Consider the following 17,922-nt stretch of genomic DNA (forward strand, 5'->3'; position numbering starts at 1 on the left):
GCCGCCTCCGCAGACAGGCGGCAAGTTCACCCGAAAGGCGGGTACCGGGGCCACCACTCGGCCGCGGGCAGGTCACGGGAGCCGCACCGGAACCGCCACCGTCTGTGACGCCTCTCGCCTCCCGGGGCGCGGCAGTGTAGACATGGCACATGGTCCGGCTTCCGGGTCGACCCGGTACCCGTCCGCCCCGTCGTCCCAGCGGTGTGCGCGCACCAGCGCACGACCGGGCTCCAGGAGCGTCCGCGCAGGGACCGGGGCGGGCGGCGCGCCGTTCGCTCGCCCGCCGCGAGCAGGAGGCGGGCCGGTCCCGGTCGGGACTGCGTGCGGCGCTGAGCGGGCGCAGCGTCGCCGGGCAGGTCTTCGTCCTGCAGGTCGTCATCGTGCTGTTGCTGGTCGTCGCGGCGGCTGCGGCGCTGCTGCTGCAGGTGCGGCACGACACCACGCAGGAGGCCCGCAACCGCTCCCTCGCCGTGGCCGAGACGTTCGCCAACGCGCCCGGCACCGTCGAGGCGCTCGGCAGTCCGCACCCCACGGCCGTGCTGCAGCCGCGGGCCGAGGCCGCCCGCAAGGCCACGAAGGTCGACTTCATCGTCGTCATGAACACCGACGGGATCCGCTACACCCACCCGAGACCGGACCGCATCGGCAAGAAGTTCGTCGGGAACATCCAGCCGGCGCTGGCCGGGGGCACCGAGATCGAGGAGATCAACGGCACCATCGGGCGGCTGGTGCAGGCGGTGGTGCCCGTCAGGGCGCCCGACGGCAAGGTCGTGGGCCTGGTGGCGGCCGGTGTCACGACGGAACATGTGGGTGGCGCGGCGAACCGGCAGATGCCGCTCGTCCTGGCCGCCGCGGCCGTGGGCCTCGCCCTGGCCACGGCGGGCACCGCGCTGGTCAGCAGGCGGCTGCTGCGCCAGACCCACGGCCTGGGGCCGCGCGAGATGACGCGGATGTACGAGCACCACGACGCGGTGCTGCACGCGGTACGGGAAGGGGTCCTGATCCTCGGCGGAGACGGCGACCTGCTGCTCGCCAACGACGAGGCGCACCGCCTGCTCGACCTTCCCAAGGACGCCGAGCGGCGCCATGTGTCCGAGCTCGGCCTCCCCCCGGAGACCGCCGCCCTCCTGGCGTCCGGACGGGTCGCCACCGACGAGGTGCACCTGGTCGGGGACCGACTGCTGGCCATCAACCAGCGGTCCACCGACGTGGACGGCGGCCCGCCCGGCAGTGTCGCGACGCTCCGCGACTCGACGGAGCTGCGCGCCCTGTCCGGCCGGGCCGAGGTGGCACGGGAACGCCTCAGCCTGCTCTATGACGCCGGTCTGGGCATCGGCACGAGCCTGGATGTGACGCGTACCGCCGAGGAGCTGACCGAGCTGGCCGTCCCCCGGTTCGCGGACTTCGCCAGCGTGGACCTGTTCGACGCGGTGCTGGACGGCGAGGAGCCCGAGGCGGGGAACGAGCTGCGCCGTGCGGCGTTCAGCGGTGTCCGCAAGGACACTCCCCTCTACTCGGTGGGCGAGCGGATCCAGTGGGTGGAGTCCTCTCCGCAGGCCGAGGCGCTGCGCGGCGCACGGGCCGTCCTCGAGCCCCGTCTCGGCGAGGCTCCGGGCTGGCTGGCGCAGGACGCGGAGCGGACCGCTCAGGTGGTGGAGTACGGGGTCCACTCGCTGATCACGGTGCCGGTGCGGGCGGGTTCCCTGGTCCTGGGCCTGGTCAACTTCTGGCGCTGCGAGAAGCCGGAGCCCTTCGACGCGGAGGACCTGGCCCTCGCCGAGGAGCTGGTCGCCCGCGCCGCGGTCGCCATCGACAACGCCCGCCGCTTCACACGCGAGCACAGCATGGCGGTGACGCTGCAGCGCAGTCTGCTGCCGCGGACGCTGCCCGAGCAGGGAGCCCTGGACATCGCCTACCGGTACCTTCCGGCGCAGGCCGGAGTGGGCGGTGACTGGTTCGACGTACTGCCGTTGTCCGGTGCCCGGGTGGCGCTGGTGGTGGGCGACGTCGTGGGCCACGGGCTGCACGCCGCGGCCACGATGGGGCGGCTGCGCACCGCGGTGCACAACTTCTCCGCGCTCGACCCGCCGCCCGACGAACTCCTAGGGCTGCTCGACGAGCTGGTCGGCCGCATCGACCAGGACGAGGCGGCCGATCCGGGCAGCGCCCCCGTCACGGGCGCGACCTGTCTGTACGCGATCTACGACCCGGTCACCCGGCGCTGCACCGTCGCCCGGGCCGGCCATCCGCCGCCGGCCGTGATCCGGCCCGACGGCGGCGTGGAGTTCCCCGACGTTCCCGCCGGTCCCCCGCTCGGCCTCGGGGGGCTTCCGTTCGAGACGGCCGACCTGGAGCTGGCGGAGGGCAGCCGGCTGGTGCTGTACACCGACGGACTGGTCGAGGACCGGGGCCGGGACATCGACGACGGTCTGGAACTGCTGCGCACCGCGCTGGCCGGAGCCGGGCCGTCCCCGGAGGACACCTGCCGGGCCGTCCTGGAGTCGGAGTTGCCGGACCGGCCGAGCGACGACATCGCCCTGATCGTCGCGCGCACCCGGGCCCTCGCCGCCGACCGGATGGCCGAGTGGCCGGTGCCGACGGACCCGGCGGCCGTCGGTGAGGTGCGTGCGTCGGTGACCCGGCAGCTGGCGCGGTGGGGTCTGGAGGAGCTGACGTTCACCACGGAGCTCATCCTCAGCGAGCTGGTCACCAACGCGATCCGGTACGGCAGCGCGCCCGTGCGGGTCCGCATGCTGTACGACCGCAGCCTGATCTGCGAGGTCTTCGACGGCAGCACCACCTCACCCCACCTGCGGTACGCGGCCATGACCGACGAGGGCGGGCGCGGCCTGTTCCTCGTCGCCCAGCTCACCGAGCGCTGGGGCACCCGGTACACGCCCCGGGGCAAGGTCATCTGGGCGGAGCAGCCGCTGCCCTGAGGAAACGTCCGGCTCATCTCCCGCTCTTCACCTCTTTACCAGGACCTTGCCCACCGCACGGGTGGACCGCACGCGCATCACTCTGATAGGAAACCTTCCTAACAGTGCACGACCCAAGTTCCCACCCCCCACCTTCACTTGGAGTCCCTGTGGTGCATCGCAACCATGACGCGGCAGACCCCGCCGGCACCTCGCGTCGCGCCGTCCTCGCCTTCCTGGGCGCCTCGCTGGCGGCCGTCCCGCTCCTCGACGCCCCGCGCGCCTCGGCGGCCCCCGAGGCGGCGAGGGCCGTCGGGCTCGACGACCCCGCGAAGAAGGAGATCGCCATGGAGCTGGTCTCGAGCGCGGAGAACTCCTCCCTCGACTGGAAGGCCCAGTACAAGTACATCGAGGACATAGGCGACGGCCGCGGCTACACCGCCGGCATCATCGGATTCTGCTCCGGCACCGGCGACATGCTGGACCTCGTCCAGCTCTACACCGACCGCAAGCCCGGCAACGTCCTCGCCAAGTACCTGCCGGCACTGCGCCGGGTGAACGGCAGCGACTCCCACGACGGACTGGACCCGAACTTCCCCAAGGACTGGCGCAAGGCGGCGCAGGACACGGCGTTCCAGCAGGCTCAGAACGACGAACGCGACCGGGTGTACTTCAACCCGGCCGTCCAGCAGGGCAAGGCGGACGGGCTGGGCGTCCTGGGGCAGTTCACGTACTACGACGCCATCGTGATGCACGGCGACGGGGACGACCCGACGAGCTTCCGCAACATCCGCAAGCGGGCCCTGCGCACGGCGAAGCCGCCGGCGCAGGGCGGCGGCGAGGTCGCCTACCTGAACGCCTTCCTCGACGCGCGGGTGTGGGCCATGAAGCAGGAGGAGGCCCACAGCGACACCAGCCGGGTCGACACCGAGCAGCGGGTGTTCCTGCGCAAGGGAAATCTGAACCTCGACCCGCCGCTGGACTGGAAGGTGTACGGGGACAGCTACCACATCGGCTGACTCCGTCACTCGCGAAGGAGCGAGACGCCGAACGGCCGGAACCCGACGCGGGACCGCGCCCCGTCGTGGGCCCACGTCACCTCGACACCGTCGTCGTCGACCCGCACGTCGGCGACCGCCTCCGCCAGGGGCGCCGGGTCGGGTTCCGCCGTGAGACTCGCCAGGCACACGTGCACGGTGGTGCCGCCGGCCCGACCGGTGAGCCGGGGGACCCGCGCCCAGCGCGCGTAGGCGGTGCCGCCGGGCGCGGGGACCGGCTCCGTGCCCTCGTCCCAGCCGTGGAGCCCGTGCAGCGCCGACACGAGGGGCTCCTCCGTGCCGGTGGCCCAGCCGGTGTGGGTGACCCGGGCGCCGTCCGGCGCGCCGATCACACGGTGGACGCGCAGCTCGTACCGTCCGCGGACCACCGTCACGCTCTCCACCGTCAGCCCGGGGACCATCGGCGGCCCGGCGGCGAACACGGGCCGGTGCCAGGAGGCGGCCCAGCCCCAGCCGTCACCGCCGCCCGCCCCCAGGGGGTGGACGCGCCGCCGTACGGTTCCCCGTCCCTTGACCTCGACGGACAGGTGGTTGTCCGGGAGGTTCCCGAGGGCCGTGGGTCCGGTGCGGGTGGAGTACGCCTGGCGCCCGTAGTGCGGATCGTCCTCGGCGACGAACTCGCCCTCGTGGGGCCGCACACGGTCGCTGCCGTGGTTGTGCAGCCGTACGATCCCGTCGGCCCGCGTGGCCTGCACCAGCAGCCCCGGCGCCGGCAGGGCGAGCGCCCGGTCGGCCTCCTCGGCCGGCGCGGGCTCCTCCCGGGCCGTCCACAGGGGATGGCCGACGGGTGCGAGCAGGGACACGAACGCCTTCGACGCCCAGTACGGGGACGCCGGACCCGAGTAGGTCTGCAGGGTCGCCTCGTGCGGGCCGTGCCAGCCGAGGCTCAGCAGCCCGTCCTCGCTCAGTGCGCCGTGCTCCAGGAAGTAGCGCACGCTGCCGCTCGCCAGACGCCGGGAGGTGCCCGGGGTCAGCGGGGTGTGGCCGGTGAGTGCGCCCAGGCCGACGGCGGCCGACGCGGCGAAGCGGTACGCGAGGGACCGGCCGAAGTGCAAGGGCGCGCCGTCCGCGCCGAACATCAGCGAGAAGCCGTCCAGGTGTTCCCGCAGCCGTGCCCCGTAGCGGGCGGAGGACTCCTCGTCGCCGGCGAGGTGGGCGTCGAGCACCGGGTACAGGTGCAGGGCCCAGCCGTTGTAGTGGTCGAAGGCGCGGCCGTCCCCGTCCGCGTACCAGCCGTCGCCCCGGTACCACTCCTCCAGCAGGTCCAGCGCCCGCTGCCGTGCCGCGGCCGTCTCCGCGTCGCCGCGGCCGACCGACTCGAGGAACCCGGCGACGGTGTACGGGAAGAGGTACCAGTTGTTGGGCGCGGGCGTGTGGCGCAGCGCCCCGCGCAGCCATCCCTCCGCCCGGTCCTGGACGTCCGCGTCGAGGTTCTTCCACAGCCAGGGCGCCGTCAGCCTGAGGCCGAGCGCGACCGACGCGGACTCCACCATCGGCTGGCCCTGCACGTCGTGGTCGAGGATCAGCGGCCAGGACTCGGTGTCGTCGCGGCCGGGGGTGCGGGTGCCGGCGGCGAGGCCGCGCGCGTACCGCTCCAGCCAGCCGTGCGGATCGTCCCCGGCGGCGCCCGCCACCCGGAAGGCGGCGGCGAGGAACGTGCGGGCGTAGCCCTCCAGTCCGTCGGAGCGCACTCCCGAGCGTGAGGGACGCCCGGGCAGGTGCAGCAGGGCGCAGCCCGGTGTGCTCCAGCGCCACGCGGACGCCAGCAGCCCGTCGGCGACGGCTTCCCAGTGGGCCCGCGTGTATCCGGTGTACGGGCTCGACTCGCGGTTGTCAGGGGGGAGTTCGAAGGGGGTGCCGGGGGTGCTCATGCCTGGAAGGCCAGCCTTTCGCGTCGTACCGGATGCAGGAAGCCGGCGCCGGAAGCCCACCGCGCGGTCTCCGCCAGAGCGAGGTCGGCGAGGCGCCGCCACTCGTTGCCCTGGGAGCCGGCCAGGTGGGGGGTGATGAGAACGTTGTCGCAGTCCCACAACGGGTGCCCGGGCGGGAGGACTTCGGGGTCGGTGACGTCCATGACGGCCCGGATACGGCCGGCCGCGGCGGCATCCGTGAGCGCGTCCTGATCGACGACCGCGCCACGGGCGGTGTTGATCAGGACGGCGCCGGGGCGCATCGACTCGATCAGTTCGCGGCCGACCAGGCCACGGGTGGCGGGCAGCAGCGGGGTGTGCACGCTGACGGTGTCGCTGCGGGTGAACAGCTCGTCCAACTCGACCCGCGGCACGCCGAGTTCGGCGGCGTCGGCGTCGGTGACGTACGGGTCGTGCAGGAGGACGTGGAGGTCGTGCGGGCGGAGCAGCTCGATGACGCGGCGGCCGGTGAGCGAGGCGGACAGGATGCCGATGGTGCGGCGGTGGTTGCCGATGGTGCGGGGGGTACGCAGCCAGTCGTCGCGGTTGCGGGAGGCGCGGTAGGCGCGGGCGCGTTCCAGGACGTGCTTGCCGGTGAGGAGGATCATCACGAGGGTGTACTCGGCGACCGGTACGGCGTTGGCGGATGCGGCGGAGGACACGTCGATGCCGCGCTCCCAGCAGGCGTCGGCGATGTGGCCGCGGATGCTGCCCGCGGTGTGCACGACCGCCCGCAGCCGGGGTGCCGCCGCGAGCGCTTCCTCGTCGAGCGGGGGGCAGCCCCAGCCGGTGACCAGCAGGTCGACGTCGGCGAGGACGGCCCGGGCCCGGGATGTGGTGAAGTCGTCCAGGACGGGCGGCGGGGCGAGGTCGCAGAGCGCGGCGAGCGCGTCCAGCGACTCGGGGTCGAGGACGGCCTCGGCGGCCTTGGCGGACATGGCGAGGGCGGCACGGGGGCGGAAGCCGGGGCCCGGCGTCGAGACGGTCATGTCGGTGGGAGAACTCCTGACGGGAGGGGCTGTTCCGGGAACTCCTGCGAGACGGGCTACTTGACGGCGCCGGCGGTCAGTCCGCTGCGCCAGAAGCGCTGCAGCAGGGCGAAGGCGAGGATCAGCGGGAGGACGGCGAGCAGCGAGCCCATGATCACCACGGGGTGGTACTCGGGCGACACGGAGGCCGAGCTGTTCCAGGTGTACAGGCCCAGGCTGACCGGATACAGGTCCTGGTCCGAGAGCACCTGCTGTGCTGGGTGGTGGACAGGCCCAGGGCCTTCAGGTCGGGCATGGTGCCGTCCTGAGCCGCGCGCACGGCGTCGACGAGGGTGCCCTGGCCGGCGCCGACGCGGGCGAAGGAGTCCTGCATCACCTTCCCGGTGGCGGTCATCCGGGGTCCCCAGACCCAGCCGTCGCGGATCTTGTGGGCCTCCTGCTCGAAGAGGCGGTAGATGTCCTGTCCGCCGTAGTACGACCGGTCGAAGGCGGCGCGTCCCACGGCGACGAGGGCGGCGGCCGCCGGGTACTGGCTGCTGGTGCCGCTGGAGAGGCGGGCGCGCAGCGCGTCCGGGTGGGAGACCTGCCACTCGATGAACTCCATGGCGGCCTCGGGGTGCCTGCTGTCCCTGGTGACGGCGAAGGTGGAGCCGCCGTGCGTGCCGACGTAGGGCCGGCCGGTGTCCCACTGGGGCAGCGGGGCGATCCGCCACCGGCCCTTCTGCGCGGGCCGCGCCTTCATCTGGGCACCGGCGTCCCAGGCGCCGCTCAGCCGGGTGAGGACCAGCCCGTTGCCGATCTGCGCGTCGGACCGCCGGCTTTCGACGGCGTTCACGAACACCACGTCGTCGTCGATCAGCCGCTGCCAGTACGCCGCGACGCGCCGGGTGGGGGCGTCGGCGAGGGAGACGTTCCAGGCGCCGTGGGAGGTGTCGAACCAGTGGGCGCCCGCCTGCCAGGAGTAGGCGGCGAACTGCGTGGCCCCGTCGGTGGGGAACAGCACCAGCCACCGCCCCGGGGCCTTGCGCCTGACGGTTCGGGCCAGGTCCGCGAACTCCTCCCAGGTACGCGGCACTTGGAGTCCGTACTGCTCGAACAGGTCCGCCCGGTAGAGCATGACCATCGGCTCGACGTCGAGCGGGACGCTGAACACCCGCCCCTGGAACGTGGTCAGGCCGAGGGCCTGCGGGAGCAGTTCGGCACGCAGCGTGTCGCTGACGAGCGCGGTGATGTCACGGGCGACGCCGTCGATGGCGAAGCCGGGGACTTGCGGGTACTCGATGGTGGCGACGTCGGGCGCGTTGCCGGCCCGGGCGGCGTTGCTGAGTTTGGCGTAGCCGCCCTGCCCTCCGGAAAGGATCTGCTGGAAGTCGACCTGGATGCGGTCATGCGTGCGATTGAACGCGTCCACCACCTCCTGACTGCCGCGCAGGGCGGACCAGAAGGTGATGCGCGTGGTCCTGCCGGTGCCGCGCGACGGGGAACCCGCCGTGCCACTGCAGGTGCTCACGACCCCTGTCAGCGGTAGTGCGGCCATCGCGGCGAGCACGGATCGACGGCTCTGTCGACCAGGCATGGTGCCTCCCGCGACTGCTGGTGTCCGTGCGGACACGACCTGCTCGAATCACGGGAATCCTCACGGCCGCACAAGAAACGGTCAAGAGATCAATCAGAAGAAAATGAAACGGTCAAACGCTCACTTCCGTGCACGGGGGCTCCCCGGTGGAGTCGCGGACCGTCAGCGTGGGCAACAGCTCGATGCGCTGCACCGAACGGAGCGCGCCGTTGCCGGAGCCCTCGAGCCGTCGCAGCAGCAGTTCGGCGGCGACGCGGCCCACCTCGCCCTTGGGCGGCGAGACGGCGGTCAGCCGTGGAGTGCCGAGTCCTGCCACCACGTCGTCGTACGCCACGACCGAGCAGTCCTGGGGGACCCGCACACCGTTCTCGGCGAGCTGCTGAACCAGCATCAGGGCGTCGACGTCGCCGTGCAGCACGGCCGCGGTGGCCCCGAGTTTGCGCAGCAGAGCGGCCAGGTCCGTCGGCCCGCCCTCCCCGGCCGCGGGCGAACTCAACGCCCAGGCCCACTCCTCGACGAGCGGATGCGCCTCGGCGACCTCGCCCAGGGCGGCCCGCAGGGTGCGTGCGGTGGGGCTGTCGTCACGTGTCGCGAAGACGATCCGCCGATGCCCGAGACCCACCAGGTGCTGCACGGCGAGATGGGCGCCGTGCCAGTGGTCCGAGCACACCGAGTCCATCGCGTGCAGGGCGCTGCCCTTGCGGGGCCGCCGTTCCATCAGCACCGTCGGCACGCCCAGGTCCGCGAGCCACTCGTGGTCGGCTTCCTCGGCCTCCGGAGTGCGCCACCGCGGCGCGAGGAGAACACCGCGTACGCCCTCCGCCAGCGCCCGCTCCACCTGCGGGCGTTCCGCTCCGGGCACCTGCGGCGCGATGTGCAGGGCGATGCGCAGGCCGGCGTCCTCGAGCGCGGTGCGGGCGCCGTGCAGGGTCTCGTAGAGGTACGAGTGCCGCTCGGGCACCACCACGGCGACGGTGTCCCCTTCCGCGACGGGGGTGCCCGGCACCTCCTGGGCGGGAAGCGTCGAGCGGACCACCCCGTGACCGCGCCGCAGCTTCCCCTCCCGGGTCAGCTCCTCCACGTCCCGGCGGATCGTCACCACGGAGACCTGGAGCTCGGCGGCGAGGTCCCGCACCCGCGCGGCACCGCGCGACTGCACCGCGGCCAGGATCCGCCGACGCCTGAGATCGACCGGCTCACGCATGAGGCCTCCCCGCCCTTGAATGTTCGTTTGAGCGATTCGGGACCAGCATACGAGCGAATGCGACGACGGGCGTCGTGTCGTCGGAGCCTACGCCTCGACTCGCTCCAGCAGCTGAGGGCCGTTGTTCCGGACGTCGTTGACGGCCGTGGAGACGGGGCGGGCATCCAGTCGGCCGTCCGCGGGAGGGTTCAGCAGGGCGCGCAGCCGTGCCGGGTCCTGGTGCGCGGGGTCGAGCCAGGCGTCCTGGTGGCCGGGGGCGACGGCCAGCGGCATCCGGGGGTGGATGCGGCCCGCGGCGTCGGTGGCCTCCGTGGTGAGGACGGTGCAGGTCGTCCACCAGGCGGACTCGTCGTCCTCGGCCGCCGAGGGGTCGCGCCAGAACTCGTACAGACCCGCCATGGCCATGACCTGGCCGTCCTGCGGGCTGATGAAGTACGGCTGTTTACGGGCCTTCCCCTTGTGCTTGTCACCGTCCGGCACCTGCTGCCACTCGTAGAAGCCGTCGGCGGGCAGCAGACAGCGCCGCCTGAGGAAGGCCGCGCGGAAGGCGGGCTTCTCGTGCACCGTCTCCATCCGCGCGTTGATCATCCTGGCGCCGATCTTCGGGTCCTTCGCCCAGGACGGCACCAGGCCCCACCGCAGCGGGCGCAACTGCCGCCGGACGGCTCCCGAGCCGCGAGGTGCGCGTTCGAGAACCGCCCACACGTCGTCCGTCGGAGCGACGTTCCAGCTCGGCGGCAGGTCGTCCCGCTCGTCCCAGTCGGTGACCCTGAACAGTCGTACGAGGTCCTGGGGGCCGCGGGTGGAGACATATCGACCGCACATATGAAACCACTCCTCCGACCTGCGAAAGCACTGGAGCCACCTGGACACGTCCAAGGGTGGCAGATCGGTGCTGAGCATCGTCTTGGCGAGCGAGTGTCGCAGCTCGTGGGATGACCGACGGAACACGCCTGCCGCGCTCCTGGGCAACGCGGCCAGCGTGTTCGCCCCGAAGCCCTTCGTGGACCACGCATACGAGGACTACGACCGCTACCAGGCCCTCAACCGGGGCTTCTTCTTCCTCACCCGGACCGTCGCGGGTGACGTGATCATCCACGGCACCAAGTGGTGCCGCGGCCACAACGGATGACCCCTCGTCTGGAGGTTCCCATCGATGCTGCCCGCGTGCGATGCGGCGACTTGCCGATGACGGTCGTCCCCGGGCCGCCGAGGATGACGTAGCCGGGAGCCGGAGTACAGCGGTGCCCGCGCCCACGCCGGACGCTGCACGCCGCGCACACAAGCCCCACCGCATCCCGGCGGGGCTTCGATCGTCTCACGCGCTCTCACACAGGTTTCACCAACCCGTCGCTCCGCTACCGACAGACGCAGTGGTCGACCACGCCGTAGGGAGATTTCAATCCCTGAGCGTCCGCGACCTCAGTGCCATGTCACCCCAGAACCGGATGAGTTCCTTTTTGCGCGTGTCCTGCCACGCTGCCCGGTGCCGTACCGGATTCTGGAGCCACCACAGGGGCCGGCTCCACCTGCGAGAAGGGCGCAACAACGATTGTTGTTGTCGGCAGAACGTTTCTGGGAATTCCGCTCGCTGTTGCTGCCCTTTCGCTGGGTAGGGACACATTTCGAAGGGGCAGTCCGGCATGCACATGCTGCCAGGCGGGGCATCGTCTGCTCTGCCTACCGTGCGGTCGGGATGCAGCGGTTCGCGGCTCTTGGCGAGACAGGGTGGCAGAATCGTCTGGTTCGCCTTCTCGAGACGCGCATCCACTTCGTCCGGATCTCCCTCCCGTTCCGCAAGATTGAGGAGCAAAAGCACATCGGCGAGCAACTGCTGGGCGCGGGGATGGAGAGTGCTCCAGCCAACCGCAGGTGAAATCCAAAGCTTATGCTTTCGGGCGGCATGCGGGTTGGTCGGCGCGGATCCAACATTCTCCATGACCCCCTTTTCATCGATCCAAATGTACCTTTCAGGATGACCGGTCTCGATTGCCAAGGCAGCTAGCTCGGCGGCTTCCGCCACGAAGGGATGCAACCGTTCCCTCCCCTCGCTGGTGATGTCTCCCGGCTTGATGCTCCTAGGGTCTCGTTTACTGCCTGCCATTCCCAACCAGCGACCCACGATGCGCGAAGCATCACGTCTCGAGCCATCCTTGCCGACACCCGCTGCCGTCTGTCCCGGATCATCGGTCAGCTCCCACAGACACAATGCGTGGATGAGCGTCAACTGCGAGTACCAGTAGCGAGCGCGAGCCAGCATGAACTCAGCGTGCTGCACCATGAACTCACGGGTCTCCTCGTTAGCACATGCATGACGGCGACGCCGATTCGCGGCGAATTTGAAACCTTGCGCGAGGGAAATCTCCAGAATGATCGGCAATTCCGCCCGGTCGGCACCTGGCCTGTCACAGTCCAAGTGCTGAAGCCACAGCCCCACCCTCTCCCCTGCCTGTCTCCGAAACTTCTTGGTGACCGATCCCACCATCATTGGCACCAGCCATGCCCGCGCAATGTATTCTCGGCGGATCTTCGACTTTTGATCGCGGTAATAGCGCTCACGCTCTCGGAACGTGACGTCTACCGATCTCCCTGTTCGGGCACTTTCGCGCATCAGCCGGTCGAGTTCCAGACTTTCCTCTCTTTGGACTGACCGGTACCTGTCCTGATACTGGGTCCACGGGTCGTAATCGGTGGGCGGCTGTTGCTCGTCGCCGGAGAGAGGGAATCGTTGACGAAGCACCTCGAATGCGTCGTCGCCGGAGGAACCGAATTCCTGCGCCACAGCCAAACGGATCGGATACATCGGCTCATTCAGCACAATGTCAAGAAGCTGACCATAGGCCGGCTTCTTTTCGTACGCCGGATCCCTCTTGTCTTTACTTGCCTCACTGATCTCCCGAACCGTCTCCCCCACCCTGTGGACAAGGTTCTCCTTCGCCGCATTGATTGACTGTCGATCACCAACGGTAACCGTATTCCAGTGCCTGAGGAGTGCTTTTGCGATCCTCAGGTGCGAATTCCTTCCAGTTTCGCTGTCCATGCGGTCGATTTGCAGAGCAGCGGCGTACATGTCGAACGCCTTCGCATCCCTGCGTTGCTTGAGTACACCCCGCAGCAAGCATACTGTGCCTCTTCTCCGACTCTGCTGCCGTATCCGCCACTTGGGGGTCGAACCCATAGGTGCGTCCTGCAATTCTGCCGGCATCCGCGAGTTGAGCACCAGGGCGATAAGCATTTCCCGACCAGGCCTGGGCTCGCGCAACGCCTCCACGAGGCGACCATCAGAAATTTCATTCAGAAAGCGGGCTCCAAGGTACGCCTGAATGATGCTGTGATGGAATCGGACTTTGTCGCCCTTCGTCTCAATCAAACCCAGGTGCTCACCCTGAGTTGCGTAGAGGGAAAGAACATTGCGGCATGCGGATACGTCACTGCCGCGCGGTAGGGGATTCTCACTGAAATTAGCGATACGGCGTTTAAGGGCATTCCAGATCTCAGGGAAGTTGCCCTGACTTTCGACGGGTGAAGATGCAGCTTTACCCATCTGCATTGTCAGGCCCTCTGCCGGGTCGATCAACCGGCTGAAGCCGACTTCCAGAGTGTCGTCCAGCAGGCCCGCACACGCCAATGCTGAAACGACCTCGACCGTCTCATAACGCTGCCTGGCCGTCAGGGCGTAGTTCTCGTAAAGGTGGCCCTTGATCAGTGCATATTTCCACTCGTCAAGCAGACGGAGCCTCAGCGACCAACGGTCGGCACGACGAGTGTCAAGGTCTTCCCATTCTTTCCTGTGAGTCAGGTATTCCAGTCGGTGATGCTCACGCAATCGTCGCGCAATCTGCAGATACAGGGGTGACTCGGAGACCACTGCGGTTTCGACGAGCCAGTCCAGCCGTAGCGCGTCCGGAGCCGGGGACGTTTCAACCAAATAGTCAAGTGCCGCTTCCTCGCTGAGCGGCTCCAAATGAATGATGGCCGCATCAGATTCTTCCAATGGCGAGTGAGGGCGGGAAGCAATCACCAGCGGCAGTCGCTGCTCTTCTGCCAATTGTATTGCGTTCCGAATTGCTATGTCCCGCTCCTTTTGCTGGTTCCCTTCCACGAACAGTTCCTCGAGTCCGTCCGCAATGACGACCGCTCTTTCGTCGGTGAGGAGCTGCCGCCACACCCTTTCGCCATGTTGTCCGGTGGCGAGATCAGAATCGACCATCTCGCAGAACCTTTTCTGGCCGGCCTTTGCGAAATCGAGCGACGAATCGCCCTGATAGACATCGCGAAGACGTATCGGTACGGGCACAGCCTTCTTCTGTGCCAACATTTGAGTGAGCTGAACGAGAACGGCCGTTTTCCCGGCTCCGATACTGCCTACCAGGATATGAGGCCGACGCATTTTCCGGTCATGCAGTGCTCGTGTCAGGACCTGGCACAGCTCATGACGGCCGACTACATCCTCGATGATTGTGCCGGCTGTCGGAACCAGAGAGCGCGGATCCCTCTTGGCTTTTCTGCGGGCCTTTCCGGCAGCTCGAGGGTAGAAGGCGATGAGGAAAATCGTCGTTGAAAACCCGACGACGAGCAACGGGCTCAGGCTGCTGCTGATGATACTGCAAGACATATTGCCGTCACACCAGCTTGCCAGCAAACTTCTGCGATAGCCGACCACCAGAGCATGGACTCCCAGCGCGAACCAGAAAAGAAAAAGCACAGCGAGCACTGCTGCGGCACATTTCCACAAGCTGCGTCCTGACCATTTCATGCCCCATACCCTCAGATTTGGTACTCGCCGCCGAGCCACCAGATACATTCGAGCCGAGTTCCATATGCGGGTGAGGTGCTGCCAGCCGTGACTGGCGTAGCTCCTCAGGAACAGAGGGATCCTGGAGCGGTGCTGCCAGTCCTTGCCTTCGGGTTCCCTGACGATTCTCGGCATGATCTTGGACCTCCACCCTGACCACTGGACTCGGTGACACGCGACTGCGGCACACGTCGCTCGGTACACGTCACTGCTGAACCGCGCCAATCAGGAGACGGCGGCCGAGAGGAAGCAACCGCCGGCGAAGTCTCTTCACCGCCGCCGCCGGCCAAGCGCGCCCAGACTCGGTGAAGACGGTCCCCTTGTCGTTGACGAATCAACTCTGTATTCCTCAAACAGACATACGGTCCATCTTCGTCAAGCATGCGACGGTTCACAGGCTCACGCACGTGGCCGCACATGCGTCGAAGGAACCGACGACAAGCTACAGATGGTGGCAGGTCCGTGCCGGACGCCCAATGGCCACGCGCGCTTTCGATCGACTCGCCATCATGCATCCCGGGGCGCAGGATGGATACAGAAGTTCTCGCTGACGCGGTCGGGCGCGAGACCACTGTCGGTGTCTGGAAGGCCGGCCATGACCAACGCGTATTCCGCAGGGTCGTCACGGACTCCGGGCGCGATTCGGCCCGACAGCGTCGAATCAGAGGACCACCCCTGGAAGATACGCCTCGTCGACCACCCGCCACGCTATGAATCTCCGTACTTCAGAACCGCGAAGAAGATTGCGCAGAAGCTCCTCGCCGACATGCGTGACAGCGACCTGCCCTACGGTCCCCGGCCAGCCGGGGCTGAGCACTGGGAGATGCACCACGGAGGCAGCCTGTGGGTCAAAGGGCCGAGTAGCTGGCGGATGTACCGCGCGCGAGTAGGCATCGAATGGAGCATGCAATTCTGCGCCGACCCGGCGAAGGTCGATCGGCTTCGCCAGGAGGCCGCCGAACTCATCGACGCCTTCCCGCTCACACTGCCCGCCTTGAAGGCACTGGGATACACGAACGCCGAGGAACTTCTGCGCACTCCGATAACGAATGCCGAGGGCGTCGAGAAGTGGACCGACTCCCTCTTCAACGCGTGCGTGCCGCTGAGTCACGGCAACCACCGGGGAATCCTGCCCAAGGTTCCACCCGGTGAGCACCACTATCCCTGGCCTGTCAAAGGCGGGGATTTCATCCGGTACGACGATTTCCAGCTTTGGGTGAGCCTGCCTGACGGAACTCATGGGGCGGTCGCTCCCGTGGCGCGACGGGGCGAGGGCGACGGACGTGTGCGTCTGCTCCACGTCCCGGAAGGCAGCGAAGCAGCCGGCACCCTGGCGCAGGCGCAGGAGACAGGGAAGATGGCAGTTCTCCCGCCGGACAGCCCCGTCGCACGCCAAGCGTTCGCGCGGCAGAACGAAAGCGGCTGACGCACGGCATCCAGGCCCTCTCCTGCATCACCGCGGTCGGATCGAGGCCCGAACTGAGCGAGGAGGCGGACGTGCCACGTAGCATCGTGATCTGTCTCGACGGGACAGGCAACCAGGTGGGTGCCAGTCACCCCACAAACGTCGTGAGACTGTTCGAGATGCTCGAGGCAGAGGACCCGTCCCGGCAGCTGCTCTACTACGACCCGGGCGTCGGGACCATGTCATCGGCGACCGCGCGCGGAGCGGGCGGCCGTTGGCTGTCGCGTATGTGCGGCCTCGCGTTCGGCACAGGCCTCAGGACCAACCTGGCCGAGGCGTACACCTATGTGATGCAGCACTGGCACCCCGGCGACATGGTGTACGTCTTCGGCTTCAGCCGCGGCGCCTACACGGCGCGGTCACTTGTCGGGATGCTGAACAAACCCGGGCTCATGCGCCCCGGCTCGGAGAACCTCGTTCCGTACGCCGTGGCGAAGTACGCCTTCAACCAGGACATCGACAAAAGTGAGCAAGAGGTCGCGCGGTTCTCCCATGCCTTCTGCTGGCGCACCGAGAACGAGCCGCTCTGGGCGCAGGTGAAGCGCAACAACCCGCGGCAGGTCTCCCACCACGCCCTGCCGGTGGCCTACCTCGGCATCTGGGACACCGTGAAAGCGGCCGGCATCCTGCGCCCCGGCAACCTGCGATGGCCGTACACCCGCCAACTGCCCAACGCGGCTCGCATCCGACACGCCGTGTCCCTCGACGAGAAACGTCGTCCCTACATCGAGTACCTGGTGAAGCCAGACCGGCCGACGCAGCTGCAGGATACCGTCCAGGAGGTCTGGTTCGCCGGCGTGCATTCCGATGTCGGCGGCACGTTCGCGCATCAGGAGGGGGAACCGCTTCTCTCCGCGATCCCTCTCAAATGGATCACGGACGGTGTCGCCCAGGACCTGATGTTCCGTCCCGGCGCTTACGCGGAATCCTGCACTGTGACCGAGGCATTTGCCTACGCCCCGATTCACAAGAATGGATGGCTCTGGATCCTCACGGGCCGTCACTCACGTCAACTGCCCAGGGACGCACTGCTGCACGCGAGCGTTCGACTCCGCCGCGAGCGAGACCCCGAGTACCACCGGGAGCTACCCGATCCGCAGGAGGCATGGCGGTGGGTCGACCATGACTGGACCAGCAGTACTGCCGCCCGGCAGTTGGTGGACAAGCCGTCGGAAGGCTGGCAGTGACAGGTGGGCGCCCCTTCGGGGTGCCCACCCGAGTTACGTTCGCCCGGCATGGTGTGTTCGTGTGGGAGAAAGTATGGCGGTGGGCTGGAGTTCAGGCCCGAGAGAGCTCCAGTCGGTGCCGCAGATCAGTCCTTGCGAAGGCATTCCGGTCAGGATCGTCCCTCGCCGCTCCTCCGCACTCCGCGTTCGATCGGTGTGGTGCGCAGTCATGCGCCTCTGCTGATTCTTACGCTTTCGGATTCGACGAGGCGTCTGCGGGCAATCCCGATGGCGTTACCGACAGGCGTGGCATACCAGACGTTGCGGGTGATGCGGACAGCGGCACCGGATACGCGGTGCGGGTCGACGGGCAGGACATGGCCGTCGGCGGCACCAGTGCGGTGGCTCCCCTGTGGGCCGCTCTGGTCGCAAGGCTGGCCGAATCGAAGAACCGCACCCTCGGGCTCATCCAGCCCCAGCTATACGCCGGCATCGCCCCCGGCCAGACCGTCCCCGGCTTCCGGGACATCACCGACGGCGACATCGGCGACTACGGGGCAGCGTCCGGCTGGGACGCGTGCACCGGTCTCGGCGTCCCCATCGGCACCGATCTGCTGACTCGTTTCCAGGGGCGGCCGCCAGAAGGCTGATGGCATGCTGCTCGTCGTCGTAACCCGCCCGTGGAAGACGGCGGACGGCGCGTGGGTGTCCTGCTCGCCTTTCACGCGAAACGGGTCGGGTGAAGTGGCATCACACAGTCGGCAGGGGCAGCCCCGGATCACTCCAGGGCTCCAACGCAGCGACCTGCACGTTCCATCAGGAACGATCGCTGTTACGTCGC

Annotated in this window: 12 protein-coding genes; 6 read left to right on the plus strand and 6 right to left on the minus strand. The window is 68.5% G+C overall.

The features are described 5' to 3' along the window. Positions 1-149 precede the first annotated feature (149 nt). Both ACFYZE_RS27630 and ACFYZE_RS27635 read left to right on the plus strand, forming a co-directional pair. The gene (locus ACFYZE_RS27630; protein ID WP_388999497.1) at positions 150-2,939 is read left to right on the plus strand and encodes a SpoIIE family protein phosphatase; all 2,790 of its coding nucleotides are present in this window, start codon (positions 150-152) and stop codon (positions 2,937-2,939) included. Between the two features lie 149 nt (positions 2,940-3,088). After that, positions 3,089-3,937: a chitosanase gene (locus ACFYZE_RS27635; RefSeq protein ID WP_388999500.1), complete on the plus strand. Its 849-nt coding sequence runs from the start codon at positions 3,089-3,091 to the stop codon at positions 3,935-3,937. A gap of 5 nt (positions 3,938-3,942) precedes the next feature. Here the strand turns inward: ACFYZE_RS27635 and ACFYZE_RS27640 are convergent, their stop codons facing one another. The 5 genes from ACFYZE_RS27640 to ACFYZE_RS27660 all read right to left on the minus strand — a co-directional run bounded on the left by ACFYZE_RS27640 (position 3,943) and on the right by ACFYZE_RS27660 (position 10,480). Beyond that, on the minus strand, positions 3,943-5,847 hold the full coding sequence (locus ACFYZE_RS27640) for a DUF2264 domain-containing protein (RefSeq protein WP_388999503.1): 1,905 nt from the start codon (positions 5,845-5,847) through the stop codon (positions 3,943-3,945). Further along, positions 5,844-6,875, minus strand: a complete 1,032-nt coding sequence (locus ACFYZE_RS27645; protein ID WP_388999506.1) for a hydroxyacid dehydrogenase — start codon at positions 6,873-6,875, stop codon at positions 5,844-5,846. The genes ACFYZE_RS27640 and ACFYZE_RS27645 overlap by 4 nt, the downstream gene beginning before the upstream one ends. A 154-nt stretch (positions 6,876-7,029) precedes the next feature. After that, positions 7,030-8,451 carry an ABC transporter substrate-binding protein gene (locus ACFYZE_RS27650; protein ID WP_388999509.1) on the minus strand — a complete coding sequence of 474 codons (1,422 nt, stop codon included), beginning with the start codon at positions 8,449-8,451 and terminating at the stop codon, positions 7,030-7,032. A 112-nt stretch (positions 8,452-8,563) separates the two neighbouring features. Further along, positions 8,564-9,655, minus strand: coding sequence for a substrate-binding domain-containing protein (locus ACFYZE_RS27655; protein WP_388999512.1), 1,092 nt, complete (start codon positions 9,653-9,655; stop codon positions 8,564-8,566). 87 nt (positions 9,656-9,742) lie between these two features. After that, complete coding sequence (locus tag ACFYZE_RS27660) at positions 9,743-10,480, minus strand: SOS response-associated peptidase (RefSeq protein WP_388999515.1); 738 nt, start codon at positions 10,478-10,480, stop codon at positions 9,743-9,745. Between the two features lie 157 nt (positions 10,481-10,637). Here ACFYZE_RS27660 and ACFYZE_RS27665 point away from each other — a divergent pair, with 157 nt between their 5' ends. Further along, positions 10,638-10,787, plus strand: a complete 150-nt coding sequence (locus ACFYZE_RS27665; RefSeq protein WP_388999518.1) for a hypothetical protein — start codon at positions 10,638-10,640, stop codon at positions 10,785-10,787. A 267-nt stretch (positions 10,788-11,054) separates the two neighbouring features. Here ACFYZE_RS27665 and ACFYZE_RS27670 read toward each other — a convergent pair whose 3' ends face one another. Next, entirely contained in the window at positions 11,055-14,585 is a 3,531-nt protein-coding gene (locus ACFYZE_RS27670; RefSeq protein ID WP_388999520.1) for an ATP-binding protein, read from the minus strand. A gap of 460 nt (positions 14,586-15,045) precedes the next feature. On the opposite strand from ACFYZE_RS27670, the gene ACFYZE_RS27675 reads away from it, so the two are divergent. The 3 genes from ACFYZE_RS27675 (at position 15,046) to ACFYZE_RS27685 (ending at position 17,731) form a co-directional block, all read left to right on the plus strand. Beyond that, the gene (locus ACFYZE_RS27675; protein ID WP_388999523.1) at positions 15,046-15,876 is read left to right on the plus strand and encodes a DUF6424 family protein; all 831 of its coding nucleotides are present in this window, start codon (positions 15,046-15,048) and stop codon (positions 15,874-15,876) included. A 71-nt stretch (positions 15,877-15,947) separates the two neighbouring features. Beyond that, positions 15,948-17,102: a DUF2235 domain-containing protein gene (locus ACFYZE_RS27680; RefSeq protein ID WP_388999526.1), complete on the plus strand. Its 1,155-nt coding sequence runs from the start codon at positions 15,948-15,950 to the stop codon at positions 17,100-17,102. Positions 17,103-17,437: 335 nt separating this feature from the next. Further along, positions 17,438-17,731, plus strand: coding sequence for a hypothetical protein (locus tag ACFYZE_RS27685; RefSeq protein WP_388999529.1), 294 nt, complete (start codon positions 17,438-17,440; stop codon positions 17,729-17,731). The last annotated feature ends 191 nt before the right edge of the window (positions 17,732-17,922 follow it).

The organism is Streptomyces sp. NPDC001796 (assembly GCF_042892355.1).
Classification (GTDB): domain Bacteria; phylum Actinomycetota; class Actinomycetes; order Streptomycetales; family Streptomycetaceae; genus Streptomyces.

Excerpts from the sequence above, each read along its gene's own strand:
- ACFYZE_RS27630 (WP_388999497.1), top strand. The coding sequence starts at position 150 with ATGGTCCGGCTTCCGGGTCGACCCGGTACCCGTCCGCCCCGTCGTCCC.
- ACFYZE_RS27640 (WP_388999503.1), bottom strand. The coding sequence starts at position 5,847 with ATGAGCACCCCCGGCACCCCCTTCGAACTCCCCCCTGACAACCGCGAG.
- ACFYZE_RS27645 (WP_388999506.1), bottom strand. The coding sequence starts at position 6,875 with ATGACCGTCTCGACGCCGGGCCCCGGCTTCCGCCCCCGTGCCGCCCTC.
- ACFYZE_RS27650 (WP_388999509.1), bottom strand. The coding sequence starts at position 8,451 with ATGCCTGGTCGACAGAGCCGTCGATCCGTGCTCGCCGCGATGGCCGCA.
- ACFYZE_RS27655 (WP_388999512.1), bottom strand. The coding sequence starts at position 9,655 with ATGCGTGAGCCGGTCGATCTCAGGCGTCGGCGGATCCTGGCCGCGGTG.
- ACFYZE_RS27660 (WP_388999515.1), bottom strand. The coding sequence starts at position 10,480 with ATGTGCGGTCGATATGTCTCCACCCGCGGCCCCCAGGACCTCGTACGA.
- ACFYZE_RS27670 (WP_388999520.1), bottom strand. The coding sequence starts at position 14,585 with ATGCCGAGAATCGTCAGGGAACCCGAAGGCAAGGACTGGCAGCACCGC.
- ACFYZE_RS27675 (WP_388999523.1), top strand. The coding sequence starts at position 15,046 with ATGACCAACGCGTATTCCGCAGGGTCGTCACGGACTCCGGGCGCGATT.